This window comes from Thermomonas sp., assembly GCF_046293095.1.
GTDB lineage: Bacteria > Pseudomonadota > Gammaproteobacteria > Xanthomonadales > Xanthomonadaceae > Thermomonas.
Genome location: NZ_JBKBPN010000001.1, coordinates 116,794 through 139,702 on the forward strand (window position 1 = coordinate 116,794; position 22,909 = coordinate 139,702).

Below are 22,909 nucleotides of genomic sequence, written 5' to 3' on the forward strand. Positions count from 1 at the left end.
GAAGGTCATGCCTGACCCGATTTCCAGGTCAGGCTGGAGAACTGACCTGCCTGCCTGAATAGGAACAAACCGGGATCATCGCTATACTCGAAAACCGCGACGCCGGATGCGGCGTCTTCCATCTCCCGAACGACACAGCCCGGAACAGCCCGATGATGCGACCGCTGCCGATTGCCGCAAGCCTTGTCCTGCTTCTGGCGGCTTTTGCCGTCACCGCGCAGGACCCGCCCGCCCCCGCGGCGGCGGAAACCTCCGCCACCGCAGCCGCACCGGCCGCATCCGCCGCCGGCGATGCCGCCCGTGGCAAGGGATTGGCCTATACCTGCCGCGGCTGCCACGGCCTGACCGGGTACAAGAACGCCTATCCCAGCTATCACGTGCCGAAAATTGTCGGTCAGTCGGAAACCTATCTGCGCAACGCCCTGACCGAATACCGCACCGGCAAGCGCAAGCACCCGACGATGCAGGCCCAGGCGCAGAGTTTTTCCGAGCAGGACATCGCCGACCTTGCCGCCTACCTGTCCAGTCTGAAGTGAGCCGCGCCATGACCAAGATTTCCCTGTCCCTGCTCGTTCTCGGCTGCGCGCTGGCCCTGTCCGCCTGCGGCGGCAAGGCCGAAGGCGAGCACGCCAGCTCGTCCGCCGGCCTGCCGAAGGGCGATGCCGCCGCCGGTCGCGAATTCGCCGCCCAGGGCGGCAGCGGTGCGGCGCCCTGCGCGTCCTGCCACGGCGCCGACGGCAATGCACCGATCGATGCCATGTACCCGAAGCTGGGTGGGCAGTACGCCGACTACATCGCGCATGCACTGCAAGCCTATCGCGACGGCTCGCGCGACGGGGCGACGGCCACCGTGATGGCCGCGCAGGCCAAGGGGCTGAGCGACCAGCAGATCGCCGATCTGGCCGCCTACTACGCCAGCGTCACCGGCACCCTGCGCGACCTGCACGACGCGAACTGACCAACCACGCCACGCGCCAGACTTCCAGAAAGGGGCCGCAAGGCCCCTTTCTGCTGCGGGCGCCGCAGCTGGGGGATTGATCGACATCAGGGCGCCTCGCTCCGGTCGCAGCCACAATCAACGGCGATGCCACCCGCCAAGCGGATTTCCATGGGCAACCCCATCCCGATCGACGTCAACCCGTCTCCCGATATCGCGCTCGACCCGGCGCCGGTGGCCGCGGCACTGGGGCTGTCGACGGCCGAGTTCCTGCGCCTGCTGGAGACGCGCCGGATCAGCCAGCTCTGCGAACGCGGCACCGGCGAGGACGCAGGCCTGTACCGCGCCAGCTTCTATCGTGGCCGCAGGCGTGTCCGCGTGGTGCTGGATCACGCGGGGCGCCAGGTCGGCCCGCTCGAGATTCGCGACGCCTGACCAGCGCACGCATGAAAAAAAGACCCGGTCTCGCAGGCATTGCGCCTGGAGGGGACCGGGTCCGCGGCCGGAGCGATTCTCCAGCGGCGCCTTGCACACCGCGGAGTTTTTCTCCGGAGTGCCAAGGCTACGACCGGCGACGTTAGGAAAAAGATAAGTCCGCCGCATTCAGCACTGCCGTTCGTCGGCGATGCGCATTCAGTCGCGCGCCCACGGCCACCAGCCGCGGCCAATGCGCGCGTAGCGGTCGGCGGCGCGCTCGAAGGGATTGCTGGCCACCACGCCGCCATGCAGCAGGTACAGCGGCAGAAACAACGCACCCAGCGCCATGTACTGGAAGACATGGGCGCGCTCGTGGTCGGCCAACAGAATCTGTGGCTCCTGACCCTGCCCGGCATCATGCGCATACGTGTTGCACGCACGCTCGAGCACGTCGCCGGTGTCCAGGATCACGTTACCCAGCGTGAGTGCCCCGCCCGGCCCCCATGGCACCCGCTGGAACACGCAGGCAAGCTCGCGTCGGCTGATGCGCACGCGCGCCCCGGCTGCCAATGCCGCCAGCCCCACCGCCAGGCCAAGCGCAGTGACAGGCATCGCCCAGACGATGCCGACGCCCTGCGCGAGGCGCAGCAGCCAGCGCGGCGGCACGCACATGCTCAGCGCGACCGCTGCGCCAGCCAGTCGTGGATGGTCTGCGGCACTTCCTTCTGGGCGCGCCCGGACACGTAAATGCCGATATGCCCGCCCTTGAACGACAGCTCGGTGTAGTCAGCGCTGCCGCACAGCCCGCGCAGCGCGCGCGAAGCATCCGGCGGCACCAGGTGGTCCTGCTCCGCGTAGATGTTGAGGATGGGCATTTCCAGCAGGCCCAGATGCACCTCGCGCCCGCCCACCTTCGCGCCACCGGTGACGAAGCGGTTCTCCTGGAAGAACTGCTTGCTGAACTCCCTGAACGCCTCACCCGCCTGGTCGGGCGAATCGAAGATCCACTTCTCCATCCGCAGGAAATCCTCCATCGCCTTGCGGTCGTCGAGGATGTCAACCATGCCCACGTACTTCTGCGCGAACAGCCGCCAAGGCTTCAGCATCAGGTACGTGAAATTCATCATGTCGGCCGGCACGTTGCCAAGCGTGTCCACCAGCAGGTCCACGTCGATCTCGCGGTTCCAGTTCGACAGCATGTTGTCCGGGGTGTGGAAGTCCACCGGGGTCACCATGGTGATGAGGTTCTTCACCCGTTCCGGGTGCAGCGCCGCATAGCACAGCGAGAACGCGCCACCCTGGCAGATGCCGAGCAGGTTGATCGCCGGCAGGCCGTGCGCGTCGCACAGGTGCTCGACCGCGCCGCCGATGAAACGCTCGATATAGTCCTCCAGGGTGAGGAACCGATCCGACCGGTCGGGATAACCCCAGTCGATCACGTAGACGTCCTCGCCGCGGGCCAACAGGCCCTTCACCAGCGAGCGGTCGGCCTGCAGGTCCACCATATAGGGGCGATTGACCAGCGCGTAGGAGATCAGGATCGGGACGCGGGCCGAGGGCGGGGCGTCGCCCCGAAAGCGGTACAGCACCACCTTGCCGTCACGCCAGACTTCCTCGCGCGGCGTCACGCCGTAGTGCACGTCGTCCAGGTCGCGCAAGGTGTCAAGGCTGGCGGACAGCTTGCGCTGCAGCCGGGCGGCGTCTTCGACCAGCGATTCGAAGGTGATGTTCAGCGGACCGATCATCTCAGCGCTTCCTGGCAGGCGTCTTGGCGATCTTGCGGGTGGTCCGGGTGGACTTGGCCGGTGCCGGCTTCACGGGCGCGGCCTTGGCGGTGCGGGTGGACGCCACACGGGTGGCGCTTTTCGTCACCTTGCTCGCTGTCGCGGGTTTGGCCGCCGCCTTCTTCTTGACCACGGAGGTGCGCGGCGCGGGTGCAGGGGAACGCGGTGCAGGCGCATTCTCCCGACGCTGCAGCCGGCGCAGCTGACGCTCCACTTCAGCCAACCGGCGGTAGGCGCCATCCAGTTCCGAGCGCGCCGGCCAGCCGAAGGTGGCTGCAGCCTGCTCGCCCACCGCCTGCGCGGCCGCGCGCAGGCGCATCTGTGCGTTGACCAGTTCACCGAAAGCGTGGCGGTACTCCGGCGACAGCGCCATCTGCGCCCACGCTTCCTCCGCGGCATCCACCCAGAGGTCGAACAGGGCGCGCACGCTGCCGATCTGACGGCCGGGCTCCTCGTGCTCGGCCAGCTTGGCTTCGAACCGCGCCATCGCGTCGCGGGACACCGCGTCCATCAACTTGCCGTAAGCCTGCTGCGCGTCCTGCCAGCGCAATTGCGCCAGCGCCAGCGCTTGCAGGCGCTCCTGATGCTCGCGGGTGAAGCCGAAGGCCGGCATCCGCAGGGCGGCAGCCGCATCGGCGCGCAGCCCCTGCAACGAGGCATTGGCAGCGTCCATCCACTGCGCGATGCCTTCCAGCCCGGGCCCGCGCATGCCATCCACCAACCCCGCGAACGGATGGCTGCCGGCAAAAGCCTCCTGCCACGCCGCCGCGACATCGGCGGCGCTGTGATCGCGGCCGGCAAAGCGCGCGGCCACCTGCTGCATCTGCGCGTACCAGTCGCCGCACTGGCGGTTGAAATGCGCCAGCGCCGGGCCGAAGGCCTCCGTGCCCCCCGCCTGCCGCATCCACGCCTCCAGCATGTCACGCATGCCCTGCAAGCCGGGGTCGGCCGGCGGCGGCGCGGCGATGCCGCGCATCGCATCCCCCCACAAGGACATGTACTGGCGCGCCAGCGCCGCGAAATCGTTGGATGCGTCCGCCATGGTTCCTCCCGGAATTGCCCGATCCTAGCAATGCGGCGATGACACCGCCATCGCGCCGCTCACGGTTTCGGAATGCGCAAGGTCTTGCTGATCATCAGCGAGCCCGACAGCGCATACAACAGCACCAGTGGATGCAGCTGCCAAGGCCCCAGCTGCACGACGCCCAGCCACAGGGAAGGGCCGATCTCGCCGCGCCAGGCCAACCAGGCCAGCAGGCCCACGATGACCACGCTGGTCGGAATCGGCGTGCCCTCGAAATAGCGCACCTTGCCCGCGTCGCCGGACAGCTGCTCGGCGGTGACGTTGTAGCGCGCCAGCCGGCTGACGCCGCAGCCGACGAAATAGCTCAGCACGCCCCAGTCCCAGCCGCCCTGCAGGCCGCAGGCATAGCCCAGTGCCGCCGGGGCGACGCCAAAGCTGATCACGTCGGCCAGCGAGTCGAGCTCGCGCCCGAGGGTGGAGGACACCTTGCGCCAACGGGCGATCCGGCCGTCCAGTGCATCGAAGACGAACGCCAGTGGAATCAGCGCCATGCCCACCAGCAGGTCGCGCACGTTGCCGTCCTGCAGGAAGCGCATCGCCGCGAAGATCGCGCCGGTACCGCAGAAGGCATTGGCCAGGGTGAACCAGTCGGCGAGATGGAAGTCCCGCAGCATCGAGAAGTGGCGCTGCTTCATCGGGGGCTCCGGCAATGGAGCCCCCAGCGTGCCAAGCGGGCGCGAAGCCCGCAAGCTCAGCGTGGGATCGCCAAGTTGGCCGGCGCCAGCGGCGCCCCCATGCGTGGCACCGTGGCGATCACCGCATCCGCTGGCAGCGCGCCGGTTCCGTCGAGCCAGGCATCGACGCGATCCAGCGCCTCGTACACGTACGGCAGCAGTGGCAGGTAGGCCGCGGCCATGTGCGGCAGGCCGAGGAACGCATCGAAGTGCTGGGCGTTGCGGACCTGCCAGTAGCGCACGTCGCGGCCGGCGGCCTTGGCCATCGCCACGTACGGCGCGCTGGAGAACGCCTGCGGCACCAGGCCATCGTCGGTACCGTGGATCACCACCACTGGCAGCCCGGCCCGCGGCGGCGCGGCACGGGTGGCCTTGATGCCCGCTTGCACGCGCCGGGCGTCGTTGCCATCGCCGGTCCAGAGGGAGCGCAGGCACTGCAGGCCGGTCAGGCCCAGGTCGGCCAGCGGCTGCGGATCGACGATACCCACGCCGGCACCCGGGGGGATGCCGCTGCCGTCCGCGATCCACGCGGCCCGCTCCGCCGCGGTGGCCGCGCGCGGGCTGAAATCGGCGCCGAGGGCCGCATAGCGGTAGCCACAAGGATGGGCATCGTGCGGATAGCGGCCGTAAGCCGAGGCATAACCCACGGCGATCGCACGCCACAAGTCGAAGCCCACGCTGATCGCACCCGCGCGCAGGGCCGCATCGGTCCAGCCAGCGGCATGCAGCTTTGCCAGCGCGTCCCGCTGCTGCGCGTCAAGGGTCGCGCCCGACAGCACGCCGCGCGCGGCCAGCGCCGCGCACTTCGCCTCCAGCCCCGGCATGGCCGGGATGCCAAGCGGCGGCAAGGCGCAGGGCATCAACAGCGCGGCCTCGGTGGTGTAGTCGTAGAGCGATCGTGCCCCGTGGCCCTCGGCCAGCACGTTGGGTTCACCGGCCACGACCGCATCGAGCCAGGGCTCGCCGTCCTCCGCCGCGCGCAGCACCGCGCCACCCCCGTTGGAGATGCCAACGGCAATAACCCGCGTGTTGCTGAAGGTGAATGGCGCCTGCTGCGGCAGCTGCGCATTGAGCGTGGCCAGCGCGAATTCCGCCGCCTGCTTCACGTGGCGCCCCCAATCGACTTCCGGGTTGTCCTGCGAATGGGCGTGTTTGTAGGCGATGCCGGTGCCGGTGGCGGGCGTCGGCGTGAAGGCAAGCCCCGCACCGGCCGGCGCCACCGTCCCATCCTCGCGGATGCCCTGCCCCGCATCGAGGTCGAAATAGTCGGTACCGGCGCCTTTGTCGGTGTAGGCCACCGCGCAGCCGCGCGGCAGGCCCCAGGCGCCCGCCACGGCGATCGCGCCATAGACTCCGCGCGAGCCGGACGAGGCCGCCACCACCACGCAGCGCTTCCCGGCATCGAAGGCATCAGGCAGCTGTACCAGCACGCGGTGGGGCTGCGATGCGTCGGGCACCCGCGCCAGTGCACTGAACTCGCGGCCCGGCACCGGCGCCAGACTGCCGTACAGGGTGCCGTAACCGCCGCCGGGGGCCAGGTCGGCAATGCCGCGCCAGTTGCTCCACAGCGCGCGCCGGCGCAATTCCGCCGGCGTGGGATGGTCGACATCGGCGAACGCGGGCGGCACCATCGTCTGCAGGCCCGCCACGCCGAGGCCAGCGGTCAGCAGGTCGTCGTGGTCGCGGTGCACAGTGGCGCGCGTCGGGCTGAACATGGCGGCAGGCTCCTGGGCGGCGGGCAGGCCCGCGCAGCCGGCCAGCAGGACGAGGGCCGCAGCGAAGGCGCGATGGTGGAATGTGGTCATGCCCCGACCATACCGCGAGGCCGGGTCAGGCTGCATCGTACTTTCGTCCCGGCCACGGCCGCGGTGATCCTGCTAGCGTATGGCTCCCCCTTTCCACCGGACGCCCAGCATGCGCGAGTCCTTCCTCCACGGCCGCACCGCCCTGGTGACCGGCAGCACCTCCGGCATCGGCCTGGCTATCGCCAAGGCCCTGGCGGCGGCCGGCGCGCGCGTGGCCATCAATGGCCTTGGCACCGATGAGCAGATCGCCGCAGCCATCGCCGAAGTGGACGCCGCCGGCGGCGCCCGCCCGGATTCAGTCAGGCACTTCGGCGCGGATCTGCGCGAGCACGCCGAGATCGAGGCGATGATGTCGGGGCTGGCCGAGTGGTCGAACGGCGGCATCGACATCCTCGTCAACAACGCCGGCATCCAGCACGCGGTGCCGCTGCACGAGATGCCGGTGCACAAGTGGAACGACATCATCGCCGTCAACCTCTCCTCGGCGTTCCACACTATGCGCATCGCGATGCCGGCGATGGCCTGCCGCGGCTACGGACGGGTCATCAACATCGCCTCCGTGCACGGCCTGGTGGCATCGAAGGACAAGGCGCCTTACGTGGCCAGCAAGTTTGGCGTGGTCGGCCTGAGCAAGGTCGCCGCGCTGGAATACGCCGCGCTGGGCAACCGCGACTCCGGCGGCGTGACGGTCAACTGCATCTGCCCGGGCTGGGTGGAAACGCCGCTGATCGAGCCGCAGATCGAGGCGCGCATGCAGGGCGGCAGCCGCGAGGACGGCGTACGCGCCCTGCTGGCGGAGAAACAGCCCAGCCTACGCATGACCCTGCCCGACGAAATCGCCACGCTGGCGGTGTTCCTGTGCCGCCGCGAAGCGCACAACATCACCGGCACCGCAATACCGGTGGACGGGGGTTGGACCGCGCAGTAACACCATGCCTTCGCTGCTGATCGCCGACGACCACCCGCTGTTCCGCGCCGCGCTGCGCCAGGCCGCGCGTGACGCGCTGGGCGACGTGCAGCTCTTCGAAGCAGGCGCGCTGGACGACGTGCTGGCACTGCTGGACGCGCAGCCGCAGGTGGACCTGGTGCTGCTGGATCTGCACATGCCCGGCAACCACGGGCTGGCCGGGCTGGCGGCGATCCGCGCACAGTTCCCGGGGGTGGCGGTGATCGTGGTGTCGGCCAACGACGACCCGCGCGTGGTGCGTCGCGCGCTGGACCACGGCGCCGCGGGCTACCTGCCCAAGAGCGCGGGTCTGGACGAACTGCGCGATGCCATCCGCAGCGTGCTGGCCTGCGAGACCTGGCTGCCGCCAGCCCTGCGGGCCAGCGTGGCGCGGGCGCAGAGCGCGCCACAGGACGCGGATCTGGCCGCACGCCTGGCCAGCCTGTCGCCGCAGCAGTTCCGGGTACTGGCGCTGGTGGCCGAAGGCCTGCTCAACAAGCAGATCGCCGACCGCCTGGACGTGCAGGAGCGCACGGTGAAGGCGCACCTGACCGCCATCTTCGAGCGCCTGGGCGTACGCAACCGTACCCAGGCCAGCGTGGTGCTGCGCGAGCTGGAGCTGTCTGATCCCGCTCGACAGATCGAGGCGTGACCGGCAGGACACGCGCTGGCGAATTCATCGCCAGCCCCGCTGACAGCCGCACCATGCCTGGCGTGGAACCCGTTATCCACACTCTTATACGGCACTCCATCCACAGCATGTGTGGACAACCGGCCTCGCCTTGCTTCATGTGCATGCATTCGCGTTGGCGATTTTCCAGCCAAACCCGTTGACAGCCGCGCCAGGCTTGGCGGACGCGGGCTTATCCACACCGTTATACGCGTTGCATCCACAAGCCCTGTGTACAACCGGCGCGCACTGCAACGGCCACAAAAAACGGAGTGGCGAACAATTCGCCACTCCGCTGGAGCCCTTGCAGCGCCTTGCGATCAGACGCTTATCCACATCGTTATGCGACGCACCATCCACAGCTGCTGTGGACAATCGCCGCAAAGCCTCACATGGTCGCTGCATCAATGACGAAACGGTACTTCACGTCGCTCTTGAGCATGCGCTCATAGGCCGTCTCGATCTGGTCCGCACGGACCATCTCGATGTTGGCGACGATGCCGTGCTCGGCACAGAAGTCCAGCATCTCCTGGGTCTCCTTGATACCGCCGATCAGCGAACCGGCGATCGCACGACGCTTGAAGATCAGGTTGGCGACGCTGGGCGAAGGATGCGCGTGCTCGGGGACACCGACCAGGCACAGCGTGCCGTCGCGTTTGAGCAGGCTGGTGAACGCATCCAGGTCGTGGCTGGCAGCGACGGTATCAAGAATGAAGTCGAAGCTGTTGCGCTGGGCCTTCATCTGTTCGGCGTCACGCGAGATCACCACGTCGTCGGCACCCAGCGCATGGGCTTCCTGGCGCTTGGACTCGCTGGTGGTGAACGCCACGACACGCGCACCCATCGCATGGGCGATCTTGATGCCCATGTGGCCGAGGCCACCGATGCCGACGATGCCGACCTTCTTGCCCGGACCAACGTTCCAGTGGCGCAGCGGCGAATAGGTGGTGATGCCGGCGCATAGCAGCGGGGCCACGGCCGCCAGCTGGTCATGCGGATGGCGCACGCGCAGGACGAACTTCTCGTCCACCACGATCCGCTGCGAGTAGCCGCCCAACGTGTGGCCGGGCGCGTCGGCGGTCGGGCCGTTGTAGGTGCCCACCATGCCCTGCTCGCAGTACTGCTCCAAGCCTTCCTCGCAGGCGGCGCAATGTTGGCAGCTGCCGACCATGCAGCCGACGCCAACGGTATCGCCGACCTTGAAGCCGGTCACCTCGCCACCGACGGCACTGACGTGGCCGACGATCTCGTGGCCGGGCACGCACGGGTACAGCGTCCCGGGCCACTCCGAGCGCACGGTATGGAGGTCCGAATGGCAGATCCCGCAGTACGCGATTTCGATCTGGACGTCGTGCGGGCCCGGCGCGCGGCGCTGGATGTCGAGGGCGACGATGGGCTGGTCGGCGGCGTGGGCGCCCCAGGCTTTCACAGTCATGGCAGTTTCCTGATGGGGGATAAGCGCTTCATTGTGCGCTCATCGCATGCGCGGGGGGAGCATCCCATCGGAATGCAGCGTTGCGCGGGATCAGACCCGGGAGTAGCGCCAGGACACCATGCGCCCGTCGCGGTACGGCATCACGCCGTGGAACGGGCGCGGATCGGCGTCGAACACCAGCGGCAGGAAATGGCGGTCGCCCTCCCACAGTGGCAGCTCGAGCAGGCGATCGACGTCCACCCACTCCAGCGTGCCCTCCGGGTTCCGTTCGGGCGGCTCGCCGCAAAAGGCATCCACCACGAACACGAAGCCCAGCCAGTCCTCGCCCTGCTTGCCGAAACCAGGCCAGCTGATCGTGCCGCGCAGGCGCACGGCCCTGCATTCGATGCAGGCTTCCTCGCGCAGCTCGCGACGCAGGCCGGCCAGCACGTCCTCGTCGGGCTCAAGCTTGCCGCCCAGACCGTTGTACTTGCCAAGGTGCTGGTCGCCGGGACGGGCGTTGCGGTGGATCATCAGCACGCGACGACGGTCGGGTGACAGGACGTAACCGAGGGTGGCGACAATGGGGGTATAGGGCATGCGCACAGTGTGCCAGCGGAGGCTCTGCATGCGACAATCGCAGGCATCGACGGAAGCGTGGCCGAGTGGTTTAAGGCAGCGGTCTTGCTCGCGCAGGCAGGATGCCAGAGCGAACAGCGGCGCAGCCGCTGGCCCGCAGGGCGAGGCGCAGGATGCGCCGAGTAAAACCGCCGTGAGACAATCCGCAGATACACGGAAGCGTGGCCGAGTGGTTTAAGGCAGCGGTCTTGAAAACCGCCGTGGTAGCGATACCACCGTGAGTTCGAATCTCACCGCTTCCGCCATCCCTATGCCGGGGCCTTGGCCTTGCCGTTCGCCCGGGCCTTCGCCTTGGCCTTCAGGCATTCGGGGTCGCTGCAGCCCAGCCGTGCGGCCTCCAGCATCGGTGGCAGCTTCTGCGCCAGGAAATCGATGAACACGCGCACCGCCGGCAACATACCGCGACGGGAGGCGAACACCGCATGGGCGATGCCCTGCGGCAGCCGCCAATCCGGCAGCACCACTTCCAGCCGACCCGAGCGCACGGCCTCGGCGCAGATGGTCTCCGGCAGCAGGGTGATGCCGATGCCTGCCTCGGCCATGGCCTGCATCATCGGGAAATCGAACCCGGTGACGCGCGGCTGCAGTTCGATCCGGCGCACCTCGCCGTCCGGGCCGTGCAGCTCCCAGCGCTGGCGCGCCTCGTCCTCGCTGATGCTGAGGGTGACATGCTGGGCAAGCTCTTCCGGGGATTGCGGGCGACCGGCGCGATCCAGATAGGCGGGGCTGGCGACCAGCAGCTCCTGGATCTGGCCGAAGCTGCGCATCACCAGGCTGCCGTCCTCGTCCAGCTTGCTGCGCACGCGGATGGCCACGTCCACGCCTTCGTTGATGACGTCCACCCGACGGTTGCTGACCACCAGCTGCACCCGCACCTTTGGATATAGCGCCATGAACTCGGGCAGCAGCTTCGGCATCTGCTGCTGCGCCATCGACACCGGCACGCTGACCCGCACGCTGCCGCGCGGCTCTGCGCTCAGGCGGTCCACCGCCTCGCGGGCGGCCTGGGCCTCGGCCAGCATGGACTGCGCGTGACGGTGCACGCTGGTGCCGACATCGGTCACCGCGAAGCGGCGGGTGGAACGCTGCAACAGGCGCACGCCCAGTTCCGTCTCCAGTGCGCTGATACGCCGGCTCAGCCGCGACTTGGGAATGCCCAGCGCGCGCTCGGCGGCGGCGAACCCGCCGTGGTCCACGACCGCGGCGAAGTAGTAGAGGTCATTCAGGTCATGCACGTCGATAATTCCATTTATGGAACGATTAGTGATATCTGATCACGCTTATCCCATCAAAGCAACAGCCTAGAGTGCCGCCCACACGGCAACGCCGCTTCCCCACAAGGCACTCCGATGAAACTCCTGCATCTGGATTCCAGCATCCTCGGCGACGGCTCGGCCAGCCGCGCGCTCTCGTCCGCCATCGTCGCACGCTGGACGCGCGACGTCCCCGGCCTGGAGGTCCTGCACCGCGACCTGGCCGGCGAGCACGTCCTGCCCCACCTGGACGGCGCCAGCTTGGCCAAGGCCGACCCCACTGAGGCTGCACGCTCGGCCCGCGCGCTCGAGGATTTCCTGGCTGCCGACATCGTGGTACTGGGCGCGCCCATGTACAACTTCGGCATTCCCAGCCAGCTCAAGGCCTGGATCGACCGCATCGCGGTGGCGGGCAAGACGTTCCGCTACACCGCCGACGGCCCGCAGGGCCTGGCCGGCGGCAAGCGCATCGTGGTGGCCGCCACTTACGGCGGGCAGCACCCGGCGGACAGCGGGCGCAATTTCGTCGAGCCCTACCTGCGCCAGGTGTTCGCCTTCCTGGGCATCACCGCGGTGGAGTTCGTCAGCGCCGAGGGCCTGAACATCTCGCCCGACCTGTGCACCCAGGCGCTGGACGCCGCGCAGGCGCGCATTGACGCGATCCTGCCGCTGGCCGCTTGAACCCTTCCGCGCCCTCCCCCCTGCCGGAACGCGACGGGCCCGCAATGCGGGCCCGCTTTTTAGCTGCACGAATCAGGTGCGTCAGGCGATGCGGTCGGCCCCGCCCATGTAAGGGCGCAGGACCTCCGGCACCACGATGCTGCCGTCGGCCTGCTGGTAGTTCTCCATCACCGCGATCAGCGCGCGCCCCACGGCCACGCCGGACCCGTTGAGCGTGTGCACCAGCTCCGGCTTGCCGGTGGCCGGGTTGCGCCAGCGCGCCTGCATGCGGCGGGCCTGGAAGTCGCCGCAGTTGGAACAGGACGAGATCTCGCGGTAGGTCCCCTGCGACGGCAGCCAGACCTCCAGGTCGAAGGTCTTGGTGGCGCCAAAGCCCATATCGCCGGTGCACAGCAGCACGCGGCGGTACGGCAGGCCCAGCTTTTCCAGCACGGCCTCGGCACTGCGGGTCATGCGTTCATGCTCGGCGCCTGACTCGTCGGGTTTTGCGATGCTGACCAGCTCGACCTTCTCGAACTGGTGCTGGCGGATCATGCCGCGTACGTCGCGGCCGCCGCTGCCCGCCTCGGAACGGAAGCACATCGAATGCGCGGTCATCCGCAGCGGCAGGCGCTCGGCGTCGAGGATCTCGTCGCGGACGATATTGGTCAGCGGCACTTCGCTGGTGGGGATGAGGTAGCGCTTGTGCTCGCCCAGGTGGGTGGAGAACAGGTCTTCCTCGAACTTCGGCAGCTGGCCGGTGCCGCGCATCGACTCGGCGTTGACAATCACCGGGACGTTGGTTTCCTCGTAGCCGTGCGCGCCGGTGTGCAAATCCAGCATGAATTGCGCCAGCGCACGGTGCAGGCGAGCCAGCTGGCCGCGCAGCACAGTGAACCGCGAGCCGGACAACTTGGCCGCGGTCTCGCCGTCCAGCCAGCCGTGGCGCGCACCCAGCTCCACGTGGTCCTTGACCTGGAACTCGAATGTCCGCGGTGTGCCCCAGCGGTGCTGCTCGACGTTGGCGGTCTCGTCGGCGCCCAGCGGCACGGACGGATCCGGCAGGTTGGGAATGCCCAGCGCAATGGCTTCGATCTCGACCCGGATGCGCTCCAGCTCGACTTCCGAGGCCTTCAGCTCTTCGCCGAAGCCGGCCACCTCGGCCATCACCGAGGTCACGTCCTCGCCCTTGGCCTTGAGCATGCCGATCTGTTTGCTGCGGGTGTTGCGCAGGTTCTGCAGCTCCTGCGTGCGCACCTGGATGCGCTTGCGGTCAGCTTCCAGCGCCTCCAGCCGGGCCACGTCCAGTTCGAAGCCGCGACTGGCGCGCAGGCGCTCGGCGAGATCGGCGGTGTGGTTGCGCAACAGGACGGGATCAAGCATGGGGATCTGGCGGGTCGAAAGTGAACCGTCATTATCACCGAGCGCGCGCCTGATCACAGGCCGCCCGTCAGGGCTGTGCCAGAATGCAGGCATGTCGCCGTCCGCTCCGCCGCCGCCATCCCGGCCCGCCCTGCCGCTGTCGCCCCGCCTGCTCAAGCGTCTGGCCATCGCCTTCGGCATCGGCCTGCTGCTGTTCCTGCTGGTCTGGCTGAATTCGCGGCACGATTACGACTTCTACAAGCCCGACGGCTCCGAGGCCGCGCCCGGCCAGACCGAATCGCTACCCGCCCCGCTGCCTCCCGATGTTGCAGGACGCCAGGACGGTGCCAGCGGCCTGCGGGTGGTTGGCAAGGGCAGCGCCAGTGACACCCCGGTGGCGCCGGGTGACAGCCCGGCCCGGATCCTCCAGGCTCCCGCGCGCCCGGCCGCGCCTGCGCCAGCACCGCCACCCGCCACCGCCGCCGCCACCGACCGTACGACGCCGGAACCGCTCTCCACGCCCGCGCCGCGCTACCCGCAGGAAGCCCTGCGCATGGGCGCCGGCGGCACGGTGCAGATCCGGGTCACGGTGGCGGCGAACGGCAGCGTGGACCGTCTGGAGATCACCGAGAGCAGCGGCAACCGCTATCTCGATCGTGCCGCGCTGGAGGCAGTGCGGCGCTGGCAGTTCCAGCCCGCGATCCGCAACGGCCAGCCGGTCGCCGCCGATGTCACGGTGCCAATCGCGTTCAACCCGAACGGGCGCTGAGAACGGGCGCTGCGGCCCGCCTCAACCCCCGATCCCACCGTGGGTGAGCGCGGCCGGGTCCAGCAGCCGACGTAAGGTGTCGGCGTCCAGCCCGCTGTCTTCCAGCGCCACCTCCAGCACCGGACGGCCTTCGGCGTAGGCGCGCTTGGCGATCCGTGCCGCCCGCTCGTACCCGATCACCGGATTGAGCGCGGTGACCAGGATGGGATTGCGCGCCAGCGCGGCGGCAACGCGGTCTTCGCGCACGCGCAGGCCGGCGATGGCCTGGTCGGCCAAGGCGCGCATCGCGTTGGCCAGCAGGCCGATGGCCTCGTCGAGGTTGCTGGCGATCAGCGGCAGCATCACGTTGAGCTGGAAGTTGCCGCTCTGCCCGGCCACGGTCACCGCCTGATGCAGGCCGATGACCTGGGCACAGACCATGCACACCGCCTCTGGGATCACCGGATTGACCTTGCCCGGCATGATCGAGCTGCCCGGCTGCAGGGCCGGCAGCTCGATCTCGCCCAGCCCGGCCAGCGGGCCGGAGTTCATCCAGCGCAGGTCGTTGGCGATTTTCATCAGCGCCACCGCCAGCGCATTGAGCTGACCCGACAGCTCCACCAGGTCATCCTGCGCTGCCAAGCCTTCGAACAGGTTGTCGGCCTGGACAAACTTGATGCCGGTAGCGGCCGCCAACGCCTTGGCCACGCGCTTGCCGAACTTGGGATGGGCATTGATGCCGGTGCCGATGGCGGTGCCGCCAACCGGCAGCCGGCGCACGCGCTTCAGGCTGTCCTCGATCCGGGCCTGCGCCGAGTCCAACTGTGCGGCCCAGGCGGAAAACTCCTGCGCAAACGTGAGCGGCATGGCATCCATCAGGTGGGTGCGGCCGGTCTTGACCACGCTGCCCAATGTCTTGGCGCGCTTGCCGATGGTCTTGCGCAGATGCGTCAGTGCCGGCAGCAGGGCTTGCCGCACCTCGAGTGCCGCCATCACCCGGATCGCCGTCGGCACCACGTCATTGCTGCTTTGACCCAGGTTGACGTGATCGTTGGGATGCACCGGCTGGCCACAGGCGGCGCTGGCCAGATGGGCGATCACCTCGTTGGCATTCATGTTGCTGGACGTGCCCGAGCCGGTCTGGTAGCGATCCACCGGGAACTGGTCGGCGTGGGCCCCACCGGCAATGGCCGTGGCGGCCGCCACGATGGCGTCGGCGCGGGGAGAATCCAGCAGCCCCAGGTGGCCATTGACCATGACCGCCGCCGCTTTGACCAGCGCCAGCGCGCGCACGAACGCCGCTGGCATCGGCCGTCCGGAAATGTGGAAGTTGTCGCGTGCACGCTGGGTCTGCGCGCCCCACAGCGCATCGGCAGGCACCTGCAACGCGCCCATGCTGTCGTGCTCGGTGCGGGTCTTGCTGCGGGTCATGCGCGTGGCCATGGGCTGCTCCAGGGGTGTGGTGCCCCGGAGCATAGCCCTGCGACGGTTTAGAATGCGCGTTTACCCGCCCGCACGCTGCCCATGTCCAACGCCCTGACCGCCCTGTCTCCGCTCGATGGCCGCTATGCCGGCAAGGTCGATCCGCTGCGCCCGATCTTCTCGGAATACGGGCTGATTCGCGCCCGCGTGATCGTGGAAGTGGAATGGCTGCTGGCGCTGGCCGCCGAGCCGGGCATCCCGGAACTGGCGCCGTTCTCCGCTGACGCCGTGGCGCGTCTGCGGGCGCTGGCCGACGGCTTCTCGGTCGAACACGCGGCGCGGGTCAAGGCCATCGAGGCGACCACCAACCACGACGTCAAGGCGGTGGAATACTTCATCAAGGAACAGCTGAAGGACGATGTCGAGCTGGGCCCGGCGCTGGAGTTCGTGCACTTCGCCTGCACCAGCGAGGACATCAACAACCTGTCCTACGCGCTGATGCTGCGTCAGGCGCGGCAGGACGTGCTGCTGCCGAAACTCGACGCACTCATCCAGACGCTGCGCGCAATGGCGCACGAGCACGCCGCGCTGCCAATGCTCTCGCGCACCCACGGCCAGACTGCCTCGCCCACCACCGTCGGCAAGGAACTGGCCAATGTGGTGGCGCGCCTGCACCGCCAGCGCACGGTGCTGGCCGGGCTGCCGATGCCCGGCAAGATCAACGGCGCGGTGGGCAACTACAACGCCCACGTGGCGGCCTATCCGGACGTGGACTGGCCGGCGTTCTCGCGCCGCTTCGTCGAGTCGCTTGATCTCGACTGGCAGCCCTACACCACCCAGATCGAGCCGCACGACGGCATCGCCGAACTGTGCGACGCCGCCAAACGCATCGATACCATCGCGATCGACCTGTGCCGCGATATCTGGGGCTACATCTCGCAAGGCTACTTCAGGCAGGCGGTCAAGGCTGGCGAAGTGGGCAGCAGCACCATGCCGCACAAGGTCAACCCGATCGACTTCGAAAATGCCGAAGGCAACTTCGGCATCGCCAACGCCCTGTTCGAGCATTTCGCCGCCAAGCTGCCGATCAGCCGCTGGCAGCGCGACCTCACCGACTCCACCGTGCTGCGTGCGCTGGGCACCGCCTTCGGCCACATGCTGATAGGCTTCGACGCCCTGCAGCGCGGCCTGGGCAAGCTGAGCGTCAACCCGGAGCGGCTGGCCGCCGACCTCGACGCCAGCTGGGAAGTGCTGGCCGAGGCCGTGCAGACGGTGATGCGCCGCCACGGCCTGCCGAATCCGTACGAACAGCTCAAGGCGCTGACCCGCGGCCAGGGCATCACGGCGGACTCGATGCGTGCCTTCATCGCCGCGTTGGATCTGCCCGATGCCGACAAGGCACGCCTGCTGGACATGACCCCGGGCCGCTACACCGGCCTGGCGGAGCGGCTGGCGCGGGAGATCTGACATGCAGTCTGGCCACCCGGTAGTCCTGGTGGCGGCCCTGCTGGCGCTGGCCGCGAGCGGCCCATCGCGCCCAATCGACGGTGTGCCGGCGCCCGTGGACGTGCCGGCGTGCCCGCTTGACGCCAGCCCGATGGACGGCTGGAGCGACCGCGCTCCGCCGCGTCGCATCTTCGGGAACACCTACTTCGTCGGCACCTGCGGCATCGCGTCCATCCTGGTGGTGGGCGATGCCGGCGCGATCCTGATCGACGGCGCGACCGACCGGGCTGCCGACGCGATCCTCGCCAACGTCCGCGCGCTCGGCATCAATCCGCGGCAGGTCAAGCGCCTGCTCAACACCCACGAGCACATGGACCATGCCGGCGGGCTGGCCGGCCTGCAGCGGGCCACAGGCGCTCCCGTATTGGCACGCGCCCCTGCGGTCGCTACCCTGCGGACCGGCAAGCCCGGCCACGACGACCCGCAGTTCGGCGAGCTGGCCGGCTTTCCCGCCGTGGCCGACGTGCGCCCCCTGGCCGAAGGCGCCGCGGTGCGCCTCGGCAACCTCGTGCTGCAGTCGCATCCGACGCCCGGCCACGCCCCCGGCGGAACCAGCTGGACGTGGCGGTCCTGCGAAGGCAGGCGGTGCCTCGACTTTGCCTACATCGACAGCCACAGCGCGCTGACCGACGGCCACTTCCGCTTCATCAACCATCCGGCCTACGTGGCCGCGTTTGAGCGCAGCCTGGACACCGTCGCCCGCCTCCCCTGCGACGTGCTCCTCACACCCCATCCTGTCGCCAGCAACCTGCTGGCGCGGCTCCGCGGCGAGGCACCGCTGGTCGATGCGGGGGCCTGCCGGGCCTTCGCTGCGGCCGCGCGCGCCAACCTCGCCAGCCGCCTGGCCGACGAACGCAAGGAACCGAGGCGATGACCGAGGTGCCCCCGCCCATCGAAATCGACGCCGCTGCCGGGCCGGCCCCACTGGGCATGCCACCGGAAACCTTCCTGCGCGACTACTGGCAGAAGCGTCCGCTGCTGATCCGCAACGCCTTTCCCGGCTTCGTCTCGCCAATCACGCCGGAAGACCTGGCCGGGCTGGCCTGCGAGGACGGCGTGCTGGCGCGGCTGATCGAGCATGACAAGGCCCGCGATGGCTGGACGGTGCGCCACGGGCCGTTCGCGGAGGACGATTTCCCCGGCCTGCCCCACCACGACTGGACGCTGCTGGTGCAGGACGTGGACAAATGGGATGCCGACCTGCGTGCGCTGTTGCCACACTTCGACTTCCTGCCGCGCTGGCGGATCGACGACATCATGGTCAGCTTTGCCGCCACCGGCGGCTCCGTCGGCGCGCACGTGGACCAGTACGACGTGTTCCTGCTGCAGGCGCAGGGCCACCGCCGCTGGCAGATCGACGCCTCGCCCGCGCCGCCGCTGGAGTTCCGCAACGACGTCGACATCAAGCTGCTCCGCGACTTCCAGCCCACCCACGACTGGGTGCTGGGCCCCGGCGACATGCTCTACCTGCCGCCCGGCGTCCCCCACCACGGCGTGGCGGAAGACCCTTGCCTGACCTTCTCGGTGGGCATGCGCGCGCCGTCCGCGGCCGAGTTGCTGGGCGACTACGCCGACACGCTGGCCGCCGACGCCCCGGACGAACTGCGCTACGCCGACCCCGATCTCGTGCTGCCTGCCGATGCCACCGAGATCGACGAGGCCGCGATGGCACGGGTGGAAGCGGCGCTGCGCCGGTTGCGGATGGACGATCCCGACCGCTTTGGCGACTGGTTCGGCGCCTTCATCACCACCTACCGTAGCGCCGTGCAGCCGGCACCCGACGACGATGCCCCGCCGCGTACCGCGCTGGAGCGGGCGCTGGCCGCCGGGGCCCGGCTGTGGCGACACCCGTGGTCGCGGATGGCCTGGCGGCGCGCCCGCCAGGGCGGCCCGGGCGCGGCGCGGCTGTACGCCGGCGGCGCCGCCCACGCCCTCGACGTAGACGACGCTCGCCGGCTGGCCGCCGCGGACACCGTCGATGCGACGCTGTACGCTGGACTTGCGGAGGCGGGCAAGGCCACGGTGGTGGCCCTGCTGGCCGCCGGCCACTACCGCCTGGACGAGGAGGACGCGCCATGACCGAGGACGCCGCCAACGACGGCCTGCTGCGGATCACCGACAAGGCCAGCGCGGTCGAAGTCACCGCCCGCGTGCTGGCGGGCGCACGGCGGGCCGTGTGGATCCGCAGCCTGGATCTCGAACCGTGGCTGTTCGACCACCCCGACGTGCTGGCGGCGCTGCGGGCCTTCGCCACCTCCGGCCGCGAGGTCGAGGTGCGCGTGCTGCTGCACGATGCCGCCGCGCCGCAGTCCGCGCGCATGAAGCTGCTGGCACTGGCCCAGCGCCTGCCCAGCGTGTTCCAGTTCCGCGAAGTGGTGGATCCCGCCTACCGCGAGGACCGCGCCGCGATGGTGGCCACCGACGCCGGCGGCTACTACGTGCGCGCGCAGGGCGACGACGTGGCCGGCAGCGCCTGCCTGGATGGCCGCGCCCGGGTGCGGCAGTTGCAGCAGCGGTTCGAGGAAATCTGGGAGCGATCCCGTCCCGTGACTGAATACCGGGCGCTGGGCATCTGAAATCCGCCGCTTATTGACTTCGGTCGCATGCGCCCGCGGCACCCCTGCGGCTATAATTCCGACTCTTTGCTTGCGCGCATTCAGATTTTGTCCCGTCCTGACCTGAGGCCAGCGCCGGAACGGGCACACCCCCCACCCCACCGATAGGTTGCTTGCCACACCGTGGACAGTCTCCTCAAGCAGTTCGCCCAAACCTCCCAGCTCGGCGCCAATGGCGCGTACATCGAAGATCTCTACGAGCAGTACCTGGTCGCGCCGGACAGCGTGGACCCCAAGTGGAAGCACTATTTCGATGCCCTGAAAGGGCGCGAAACCGGCGATATCCCGCATTCGGCGGTGATTGCCCAGATCGCCGAAGCCAGCCGCCAGGCCCGCCAGGCCAGGCCTTGCACAGGTGCCGGCGACGAGCGCGAGCGCCATGTCGGCCGCCTGATCACCGCCTACCGTTCGCGCGGCCATCTGGCCGCCAAGCTGGACCCGCTGGGGCTGACCCCGCCGCTGGATCCGCCCGACCTCACCCTGCCATTCCATCAACTCTCCGAGCGGGACCTGGACAGCGAGTTCAGCACCGGCGGCGTGGCCGGACGGCCGCGCATGAAGCTGCGCGAGCTGCTGGCCGTGCTGAAAGCCACCTACACCGGCAGCATCGGCGCCGAGTTCATGCACATCACCGACGCCGATCAGCGCCGCTGGATGTACGAGCGCCTGGAAGCCGCAGCCGGCAATTACGGACTGACCAATGAGGACAAGCGCCGCATCCTTGAACGGCTGACCGCCGCCGAGGGGCTGGAGCGCTACCTGCACACCAAGTACGTCGGCCAGAAGCGCTTCTCGCTGGAAGGCGGCGAATCGCTGATCCCGCTGCTGGACGTCACCATCCGCCGCGCCGGCACCCAGGGCGTCAAGGACATCGTGATGGGCATGGCCCACCGCGGCCGTCTCAACGTGCTGGTCAACACCCTGGGCAAGCCGCCGCGCAAACTGTTCGACGAGTTCGAGGGCAAGTTCGAGCACACCCGTAGCGAAGGCCACGCCCACACCGGCGACGTCAAGTACCACATGGGCTTCTCCAGCGACGTGGCCACCCCCGGCGGCCCGGTGCATCTGGCGCTGGCGTTCAACCCGTCGCACCTGGAAATCGTCGATCCGGTGGTGGCCGGCAGCGCACGCTCGCGCCAGCACCGTCGCAACGATCACGAGCGCAAGCAGGTGATGCCGATCCTGATCCACGGCGACGCCGCCTTTGCGGGTCAGGGCGTGGTGATGGAGCTGTTCCAGATGTCGCAGGCACGCGGCTTCCGCGTCGGTGGCACGGTACACATCGTGGTGAACAACCAGGTGGGCTTCACCACCAGCGCCACCGAGGACGCCCGCTCCACGTTGTATTGCACCGACGTGGCCAAGATGGTCGACGCCCCGGTGCTGCACGTGAACGGTGACGACCCCGAAGCGGTGGTCTTCTGCGCCGGACTGGCGCTGGATTTCCGCCAGACCTTCGGCAAGGACGTGGTCATCGATCTTGTCTGCTACCGCCGCCACGGCCACAACGAAGCCGACGAACCGGCCGCCACCCAGCCGGTGATGTACAAGAAGATCCGGTCGATGAAGACCACCCGCGAGCTGTATGCCGAGCGGTTGGCCGCTGAAGGTAGCGTACCGGCCACCGAGGCACAGGCGCTGGTGGATGCCACTCGCACCAAGTTGGACGCTGGCGAAGTCACCACGGAGCTGGCCAAGCCACAGCCCGACGCATTGGCCGTGGACTGGTCGCCGTTCCTGTCCGGGAAACTGTCCGATCCGGTGGATACCCGGGTGGCGCGCAAGACGCTGGACGCGCTGGCCAGCCGGATCAACACCATTCCGGACACGATCAAGCTGCATCCGCGCGTGGCCAAGATCTATGACGACCGCCGCAAGATGGCAGCCGGCGAGCAGCCGGGCGACTGGGGCTTCGCCGAAAACCTGGCCTATGCCACCCTGCTGGACGAAGGCTATCGCCTGCGCCTGGTCGGCCAGGACTGCGGCCGCGGCACCTTCTTCCACCGCCACGCGATCCTGCACGACCAGAACACCGACGCCTACCACCTGCCGCTGCGCGAGCTGGTGAAAAACCCCGAGGACGTCACCATCATCGACTCGCTGCTCAGCGAGGAGGCGGTGATGGCGTTCGAATACGGCTATGCCACCGCCGATCCGATGACTCTGGACATCTGGGAAGCCCAGTTCGGCGACTTTGCCAATGGTGCGCAGGTGGTGATCGACCAGTTCCTCGCCGCCGGCGAGGCCAAGTGGGACCGCCTGTGCGGCCTGGCCCTGTACCTGCCGCACGGCTACGAAGGCCAGGGCCCGGAGCACAGCTCGGCGCGGCTGGAGCGTTTCCTGCAACTGTGCGCGCTGGACAACATGGTGGTCTGCACGCCCACCACCCCGGCGCAGGATTTCCACATGATCCGTCGGCAGATGCGTCAAAGCACGCGCAAGCCGCTGGTGGTGATGACGCCCAAGTCGCTGCTGCGCCACAAGCTGGCGGTGTCCACGCTGGACGAGCTGGCCAACGGCAGCTTCCAGCGGCTCATCCCGGACACCACCGCGACCGCCAAGAAGGTCAAGCGCGTGGTGGTCTGCGCCGGCAAGGTCTATTACGACCTGCTGGAAGAGGCGCAGAAGCAGGAGATCAAGGACGTGGCCCTGGTCCGCGTGGAGCAGCTGTATCCCTTCCCGCGTCCGGAGCTGACCGCGGAGTTGAAGCGCTTCGCCTCCGCCACCGAGGTCATCTGGTGCCAGGAAGAGCCGCAGAACCAGGGCGCTTGGTACCAGATCCAGCACCATCTGCGCGCCTGCCTGCAGCCCAAGCAGGTGCTGGGCTACGCGGGCCGCGCACGCTCGCCCTCGCCCGCCGTCGGCCACATGGCCGACCACGTGGCCGAACTCAACAAGCTGCTTGCCGACGCCCTGGTGAACCCGCTGGGCGGCGACAGCGACGCCGACTAACCTATTTCCGCATTCCGACAG

The 22,909-nt window shown here is 68.8% G+C and carries 22 protein-coding genes and 1 tRNA gene; 13 read left to right on the forward strand and 10 right to left on the reverse strand.

Going from position 1 to position 22,909, the window contains the following annotated elements; all coding sequences use genetic code 11:
* Positions 1-155: 155 nt before the first annotated feature.
* The 3 genes from ACK4SG_RS00590 (at position 156) to ACK4SG_RS00600 (ending at position 1,372) form a co-directional block, all read left to right on the forward strand.
* Positions 156-536, forward strand: a complete 381-nt coding sequence (locus ACK4SG_RS00590; RefSeq protein WP_409599675.1) for a c-type cytochrome — start codon at positions 156-158, stop codon at positions 534-536.
* A gap of 8 nt (positions 537-544) precedes the next feature.
* Entirely contained in the window at positions 545-958 is a 414-nt protein-coding gene (locus ACK4SG_RS00595) for a c-type cytochrome (protein WP_409598929.1), read from the forward strand.
* A 126-nt stretch (positions 959-1,084) separates the two neighbouring features.
* Positions 1,085-1,372 (forward strand): DUF6522 family protein, encoded by a 288-nt coding sequence (locus tag ACK4SG_RS00600; RefSeq protein WP_409598930.1) that lies wholly within the window; start codon positions 1,085-1,087, stop codon positions 1,370-1,372.
* A 198-nt stretch (positions 1,373-1,570) separates the two neighbouring features.
* Here the strand turns inward: ACK4SG_RS00600 and ACK4SG_RS00605 are convergent, their stop codons facing one another.
* Genes ACK4SG_RS00605 through ACK4SG_RS00625 form a run of 5 tightly spaced genes read right to left on the reverse strand, consistent with a single transcriptional unit; the run spans position 1,571 to position 6,701 of the window.
* Positions 1,571-2,026, reverse strand: coding sequence for a hypothetical protein (locus tag ACK4SG_RS00605; protein WP_409598931.1), 456 nt, complete (start codon positions 2,024-2,026; stop codon positions 1,571-1,573).
* A gap of 2 nt (positions 2,027-2,028) precedes the next feature.
* A complete protein-coding gene (locus tag ACK4SG_RS00610; RefSeq protein ID WP_409598932.1) occupies positions 2,029-3,099 on the reverse strand; it encodes a class III poly(R)-hydroxyalkanoic acid synthase subunit PhaC in 1,071 nt (356 codons plus the stop codon).
* Position 3,100: 1 nt separating this feature from the next.
* Positions 3,101-4,180, reverse strand: coding sequence for a class III poly(R)-hydroxyalkanoic acid synthase subunit PhaE (gene phaE / locus ACK4SG_RS00615; RefSeq protein WP_409598933.1), 1,080 nt, complete (start codon positions 4,178-4,180; stop codon positions 3,101-3,103).
* Between the two features lie 59 nt (positions 4,181-4,239).
* Positions 4,240-4,857, reverse strand: a complete 618-nt coding sequence (locus ACK4SG_RS00620) for a CDP-alcohol phosphatidyltransferase family protein (RefSeq protein WP_409598934.1) — start codon at positions 4,855-4,857, stop codon at positions 4,240-4,242.
* A gap of 56 nt (positions 4,858-4,913) precedes the next feature.
* Positions 4,914-6,701, reverse strand: a complete 1,788-nt coding sequence (locus ACK4SG_RS00625; RefSeq protein ID WP_409598935.1) for a 3-hydroxybutyrate oligomer hydrolase family protein — start codon at positions 6,699-6,701, stop codon at positions 4,914-4,916.
* 109 nt (positions 6,702-6,810) lie between these two features.
* On the opposite strand from ACK4SG_RS00625, the gene ACK4SG_RS00630 reads away from it, so the two are divergent.
* Both ACK4SG_RS00630 and ACK4SG_RS00635 read left to right on the forward strand, forming a co-directional pair.
* Positions 6,811-7,629: a 3-hydroxybutyrate dehydrogenase gene (locus tag ACK4SG_RS00630; protein ID WP_409598936.1), complete on the forward strand. Its 819-nt coding sequence runs from the start codon at positions 6,811-6,813 to the stop codon at positions 7,627-7,629.
* A gap of 4 nt (positions 7,630-7,633) precedes the next feature.
* Positions 7,634-8,299 carry a response regulator transcription factor gene (locus ACK4SG_RS00635; protein ID WP_409598937.1) on the forward strand — a complete coding sequence of 222 codons (666 nt, stop codon included), beginning with the start codon at positions 7,634-7,636 and terminating at the stop codon, positions 8,297-8,299.
* Between the two features lie 406 nt (positions 8,300-8,705).
* On the opposite strand, the gene ACK4SG_RS00640 is transcribed toward ACK4SG_RS00635, so the two are convergent.
* Complete coding sequence (locus ACK4SG_RS00640; protein WP_409598938.1) at positions 8,706-9,752, reverse strand: NAD(P)-dependent alcohol dehydrogenase; 1,047 nt, start codon at positions 9,750-9,752, stop codon at positions 8,706-8,708.
* Between the two features lie 90 nt (positions 9,753-9,842).
* Positions 9,843-10,331, reverse strand: coding sequence for an NUDIX hydrolase (locus ACK4SG_RS00645; RefSeq protein ID WP_409598939.1), 489 nt, complete (start codon positions 10,329-10,331; stop codon positions 9,843-9,845).
* A gap of 194 nt (positions 10,332-10,525) precedes the next feature.
* Here ACK4SG_RS00645 and ACK4SG_RS00650 point away from each other — a divergent pair.
* Positions 10,526-10,615, forward strand: a tRNA-Ser gene (locus ACK4SG_RS00650).
* 3 nt (positions 10,616-10,618) lie between these two features.
* On the opposite strand, the gene ACK4SG_RS00655 is transcribed toward ACK4SG_RS00650, so the two are convergent.
* Positions 10,619-11,605, reverse strand: a complete 987-nt coding sequence (locus ACK4SG_RS00655; protein WP_409598940.1) for a LysR family transcriptional regulator — start codon at positions 11,603-11,605, stop codon at positions 10,619-10,621.
* Between the two features lie 114 nt (positions 11,606-11,719).
* On the opposite strand from ACK4SG_RS00655, the gene ACK4SG_RS00660 reads away from it, so the two are divergent.
* A complete protein-coding gene (locus tag ACK4SG_RS00660; RefSeq protein ID WP_409598941.1) occupies positions 11,720-12,304 on the forward strand; it encodes an FMN-dependent NADH-azoreductase in 585 nt (194 codons plus the stop codon).
* An 81-nt stretch (positions 12,305-12,385) separates the two neighbouring features.
* Here ACK4SG_RS00660 and serS read toward each other — a convergent pair whose 3' ends face one another.
* Positions 12,386-13,666: a serine--tRNA ligase gene (gene serS / locus ACK4SG_RS00665; RefSeq protein ID WP_409598942.1), complete on the reverse strand. Its 1,281-nt coding sequence runs from the start codon at positions 13,664-13,666 to the stop codon at positions 12,386-12,388.
* A gap of 91 nt (positions 13,667-13,757) precedes the next feature.
* Here serS and ACK4SG_RS00670 point away from each other — a divergent pair, with 91 nt between their 5' ends.
* Entirely contained in the window at positions 13,758-14,414 is a 657-nt protein-coding gene (locus ACK4SG_RS00670) for an energy transducer TonB (RefSeq protein WP_409598943.1), read from the forward strand.
* 21 nt (positions 14,415-14,435) lie between these two features.
* Here ACK4SG_RS00670 and ACK4SG_RS00675 read toward each other — a convergent pair whose 3' ends face one another.
* Positions 14,436-15,836 carry a class II fumarate hydratase gene (locus ACK4SG_RS00675; protein ID WP_409598944.1) on the reverse strand — a complete coding sequence of 467 codons (1,401 nt, stop codon included), beginning with the start codon at positions 15,834-15,836 and terminating at the stop codon, positions 14,436-14,438.
* Between the two features lie 81 nt (positions 15,837-15,917).
* Between ACK4SG_RS00675 and purB the strand changes: the two genes are divergently transcribed.
* The 5 genes from purB (at position 15,918) to ACK4SG_RS00700 (ending at position 22,888) form a co-directional block, all read left to right on the forward strand.
* Positions 15,918-17,282: an adenylosuccinate lyase gene (purB, locus tag ACK4SG_RS00680; RefSeq protein ID WP_409598945.1), complete on the forward strand. Its 1,365-nt coding sequence runs from the start codon at positions 15,918-15,920 to the stop codon at positions 17,280-17,282.
* A 1-nt stretch (position 17,283) separates the two neighbouring features.
* Entirely contained in the window at positions 17,284-18,195 is a 912-nt protein-coding gene (bla, locus tag ACK4SG_RS00685; RefSeq protein WP_409598946.1) for a subclass B3 metallo-beta-lactamase, read from the forward strand.
* Complete coding sequence (locus tag ACK4SG_RS00690; protein ID WP_409598947.1) at positions 18,192-19,400, forward strand: JmjC domain-containing protein; 1,209 nt, start codon at positions 18,192-18,194, stop codon at positions 19,398-19,400. The genes bla and ACK4SG_RS00690 overlap by 4 nt, the downstream gene beginning before the upstream one ends.
* Positions 19,397-19,897 carry a hypothetical protein gene (locus ACK4SG_RS00695; RefSeq protein WP_409598948.1) on the forward strand — a complete coding sequence of 167 codons (501 nt, stop codon included), beginning with the start codon at positions 19,397-19,399 and terminating at the stop codon, positions 19,895-19,897. The genes ACK4SG_RS00690 and ACK4SG_RS00695 overlap by 4 nt, the downstream gene beginning before the upstream one ends.
* Before the next feature lie 162 nt (positions 19,898-20,059).
* Positions 20,060-22,888 (forward strand): 2-oxoglutarate dehydrogenase E1 component, encoded by a 2,829-nt coding sequence (locus ACK4SG_RS00700; RefSeq protein ID WP_409598949.1) that lies wholly within the window; start codon positions 20,060-20,062, stop codon positions 22,886-22,888.
* Positions 22,889-22,909: the final 21 nt, after the last annotated feature.

Coding starts and splice junctions, on each gene's coding strand:
- ACK4SG_RS00630 (WP_409598936.1), top strand. CDS start 6,811: ATGCGCGAGTCCTTCCTCCACGGCCGCACCGCCCTGGTGACCGGCAGC.
- ACK4SG_RS00670 (WP_409598943.1), top strand. CDS start 13,758: ATGTCGCCGTCCGCTCCGCCGCCGCCATCCCGGCCCGCCCTGCCGCTG.
- ACK4SG_RS00590 (WP_409599675.1), top strand. CDS start 156: ATGCGACCGCTGCCGATTGCCGCAAGCCTTGTCCTGCTTCTGGCGGCT.
- ACK4SG_RS00620 (WP_409598934.1), bottom strand. CDS start 4,857: ATGAAGCAGCGCCACTTCTCGATGCTGCGGGACTTCCATCTCGCCGAC.
- ACK4SG_RS00605 (WP_409598931.1), bottom strand. CDS start 2,026: ATGTGCGTGCCGCCGCGCTGGCTGCTGCGCCTCGCGCAGGGCGTCGGC.
- phaE (WP_409598933.1), bottom strand. CDS start 4,180: ATGGCGGACGCATCCAACGATTTCGCGGCGCTGGCGCGCCAGTACATG.
- ACK4SG_RS00595 (WP_409598929.1), top strand. CDS start 545: ATGACCAAGATTTCCCTGTCCCTGCTCGTTCTCGGCTGCGCGCTGGCC.
- ACK4SG_RS00660 (WP_409598941.1), top strand. CDS start 11,720: ATGAAACTCCTGCATCTGGATTCCAGCATCCTCGGCGACGGCTCGGCC.
- bla (WP_409598946.1), top strand. CDS start 17,284: ATGCAGTCTGGCCACCCGGTAGTCCTGGTGGCGGCCCTGCTGGCGCTG.
- ACK4SG_RS00640 (WP_409598938.1), bottom strand. CDS start 9,752: ATGACTGTGAAAGCCTGGGGCGCCCACGCCGCCGACCAGCCCATCGTC.
- ACK4SG_RS00635 (WP_409598937.1), top strand. CDS start 7,634: ATGCCTTCGCTGCTGATCGCCGACGACCACCCGCTGTTCCGCGCCGCG.
- purB (WP_409598945.1), top strand. CDS start 15,918: ATGTCCAACGCCCTGACCGCCCTGTCTCCGCTCGATGGCCGCTATGCC.
- ACK4SG_RS00610 (WP_409598932.1), bottom strand. CDS start 3,099: ATGATCGGTCCGCTGAACATCACCTTCGAATCGCTGGTCGAAGACGCC.
- ACK4SG_RS00625 (WP_409598935.1), bottom strand. CDS start 6,701: ATGACCACATTCCACCATCGCGCCTTCGCTGCGGCCCTCGTCCTGCTG.
- ACK4SG_RS00600 (WP_409598930.1), top strand. CDS start 1,085: ATGCCACCCGCCAAGCGGATTTCCATGGGCAACCCCATCCCGATCGAC.
- ACK4SG_RS00695 (WP_409598948.1), top strand. CDS start 19,397: ATGACCGAGGACGCCGCCAACGACGGCCTGCTGCGGATCACCGACAAG.
- serS (WP_409598942.1), bottom strand. CDS start 13,666: ATGCTTGATCCCGTCCTGTTGCGCAACCACACCGCCGATCTCGCCGAG.
- ACK4SG_RS00645 (WP_409598939.1), bottom strand. CDS start 10,331: ATGCCCTATACCCCCATTGTCGCCACCCTCGGTTACGTCCTGTCACCC.
- ACK4SG_RS00690 (WP_409598947.1), top strand. CDS start 18,192: ATGACCGAGGTGCCCCCGCCCATCGAAATCGACGCCGCTGCCGGGCCG.
- ACK4SG_RS00675 (WP_409598944.1), bottom strand. CDS start 15,836: ATGGCCACGCGCATGACCCGCAGCAAGACCCGCACCGAGCACGACAGC.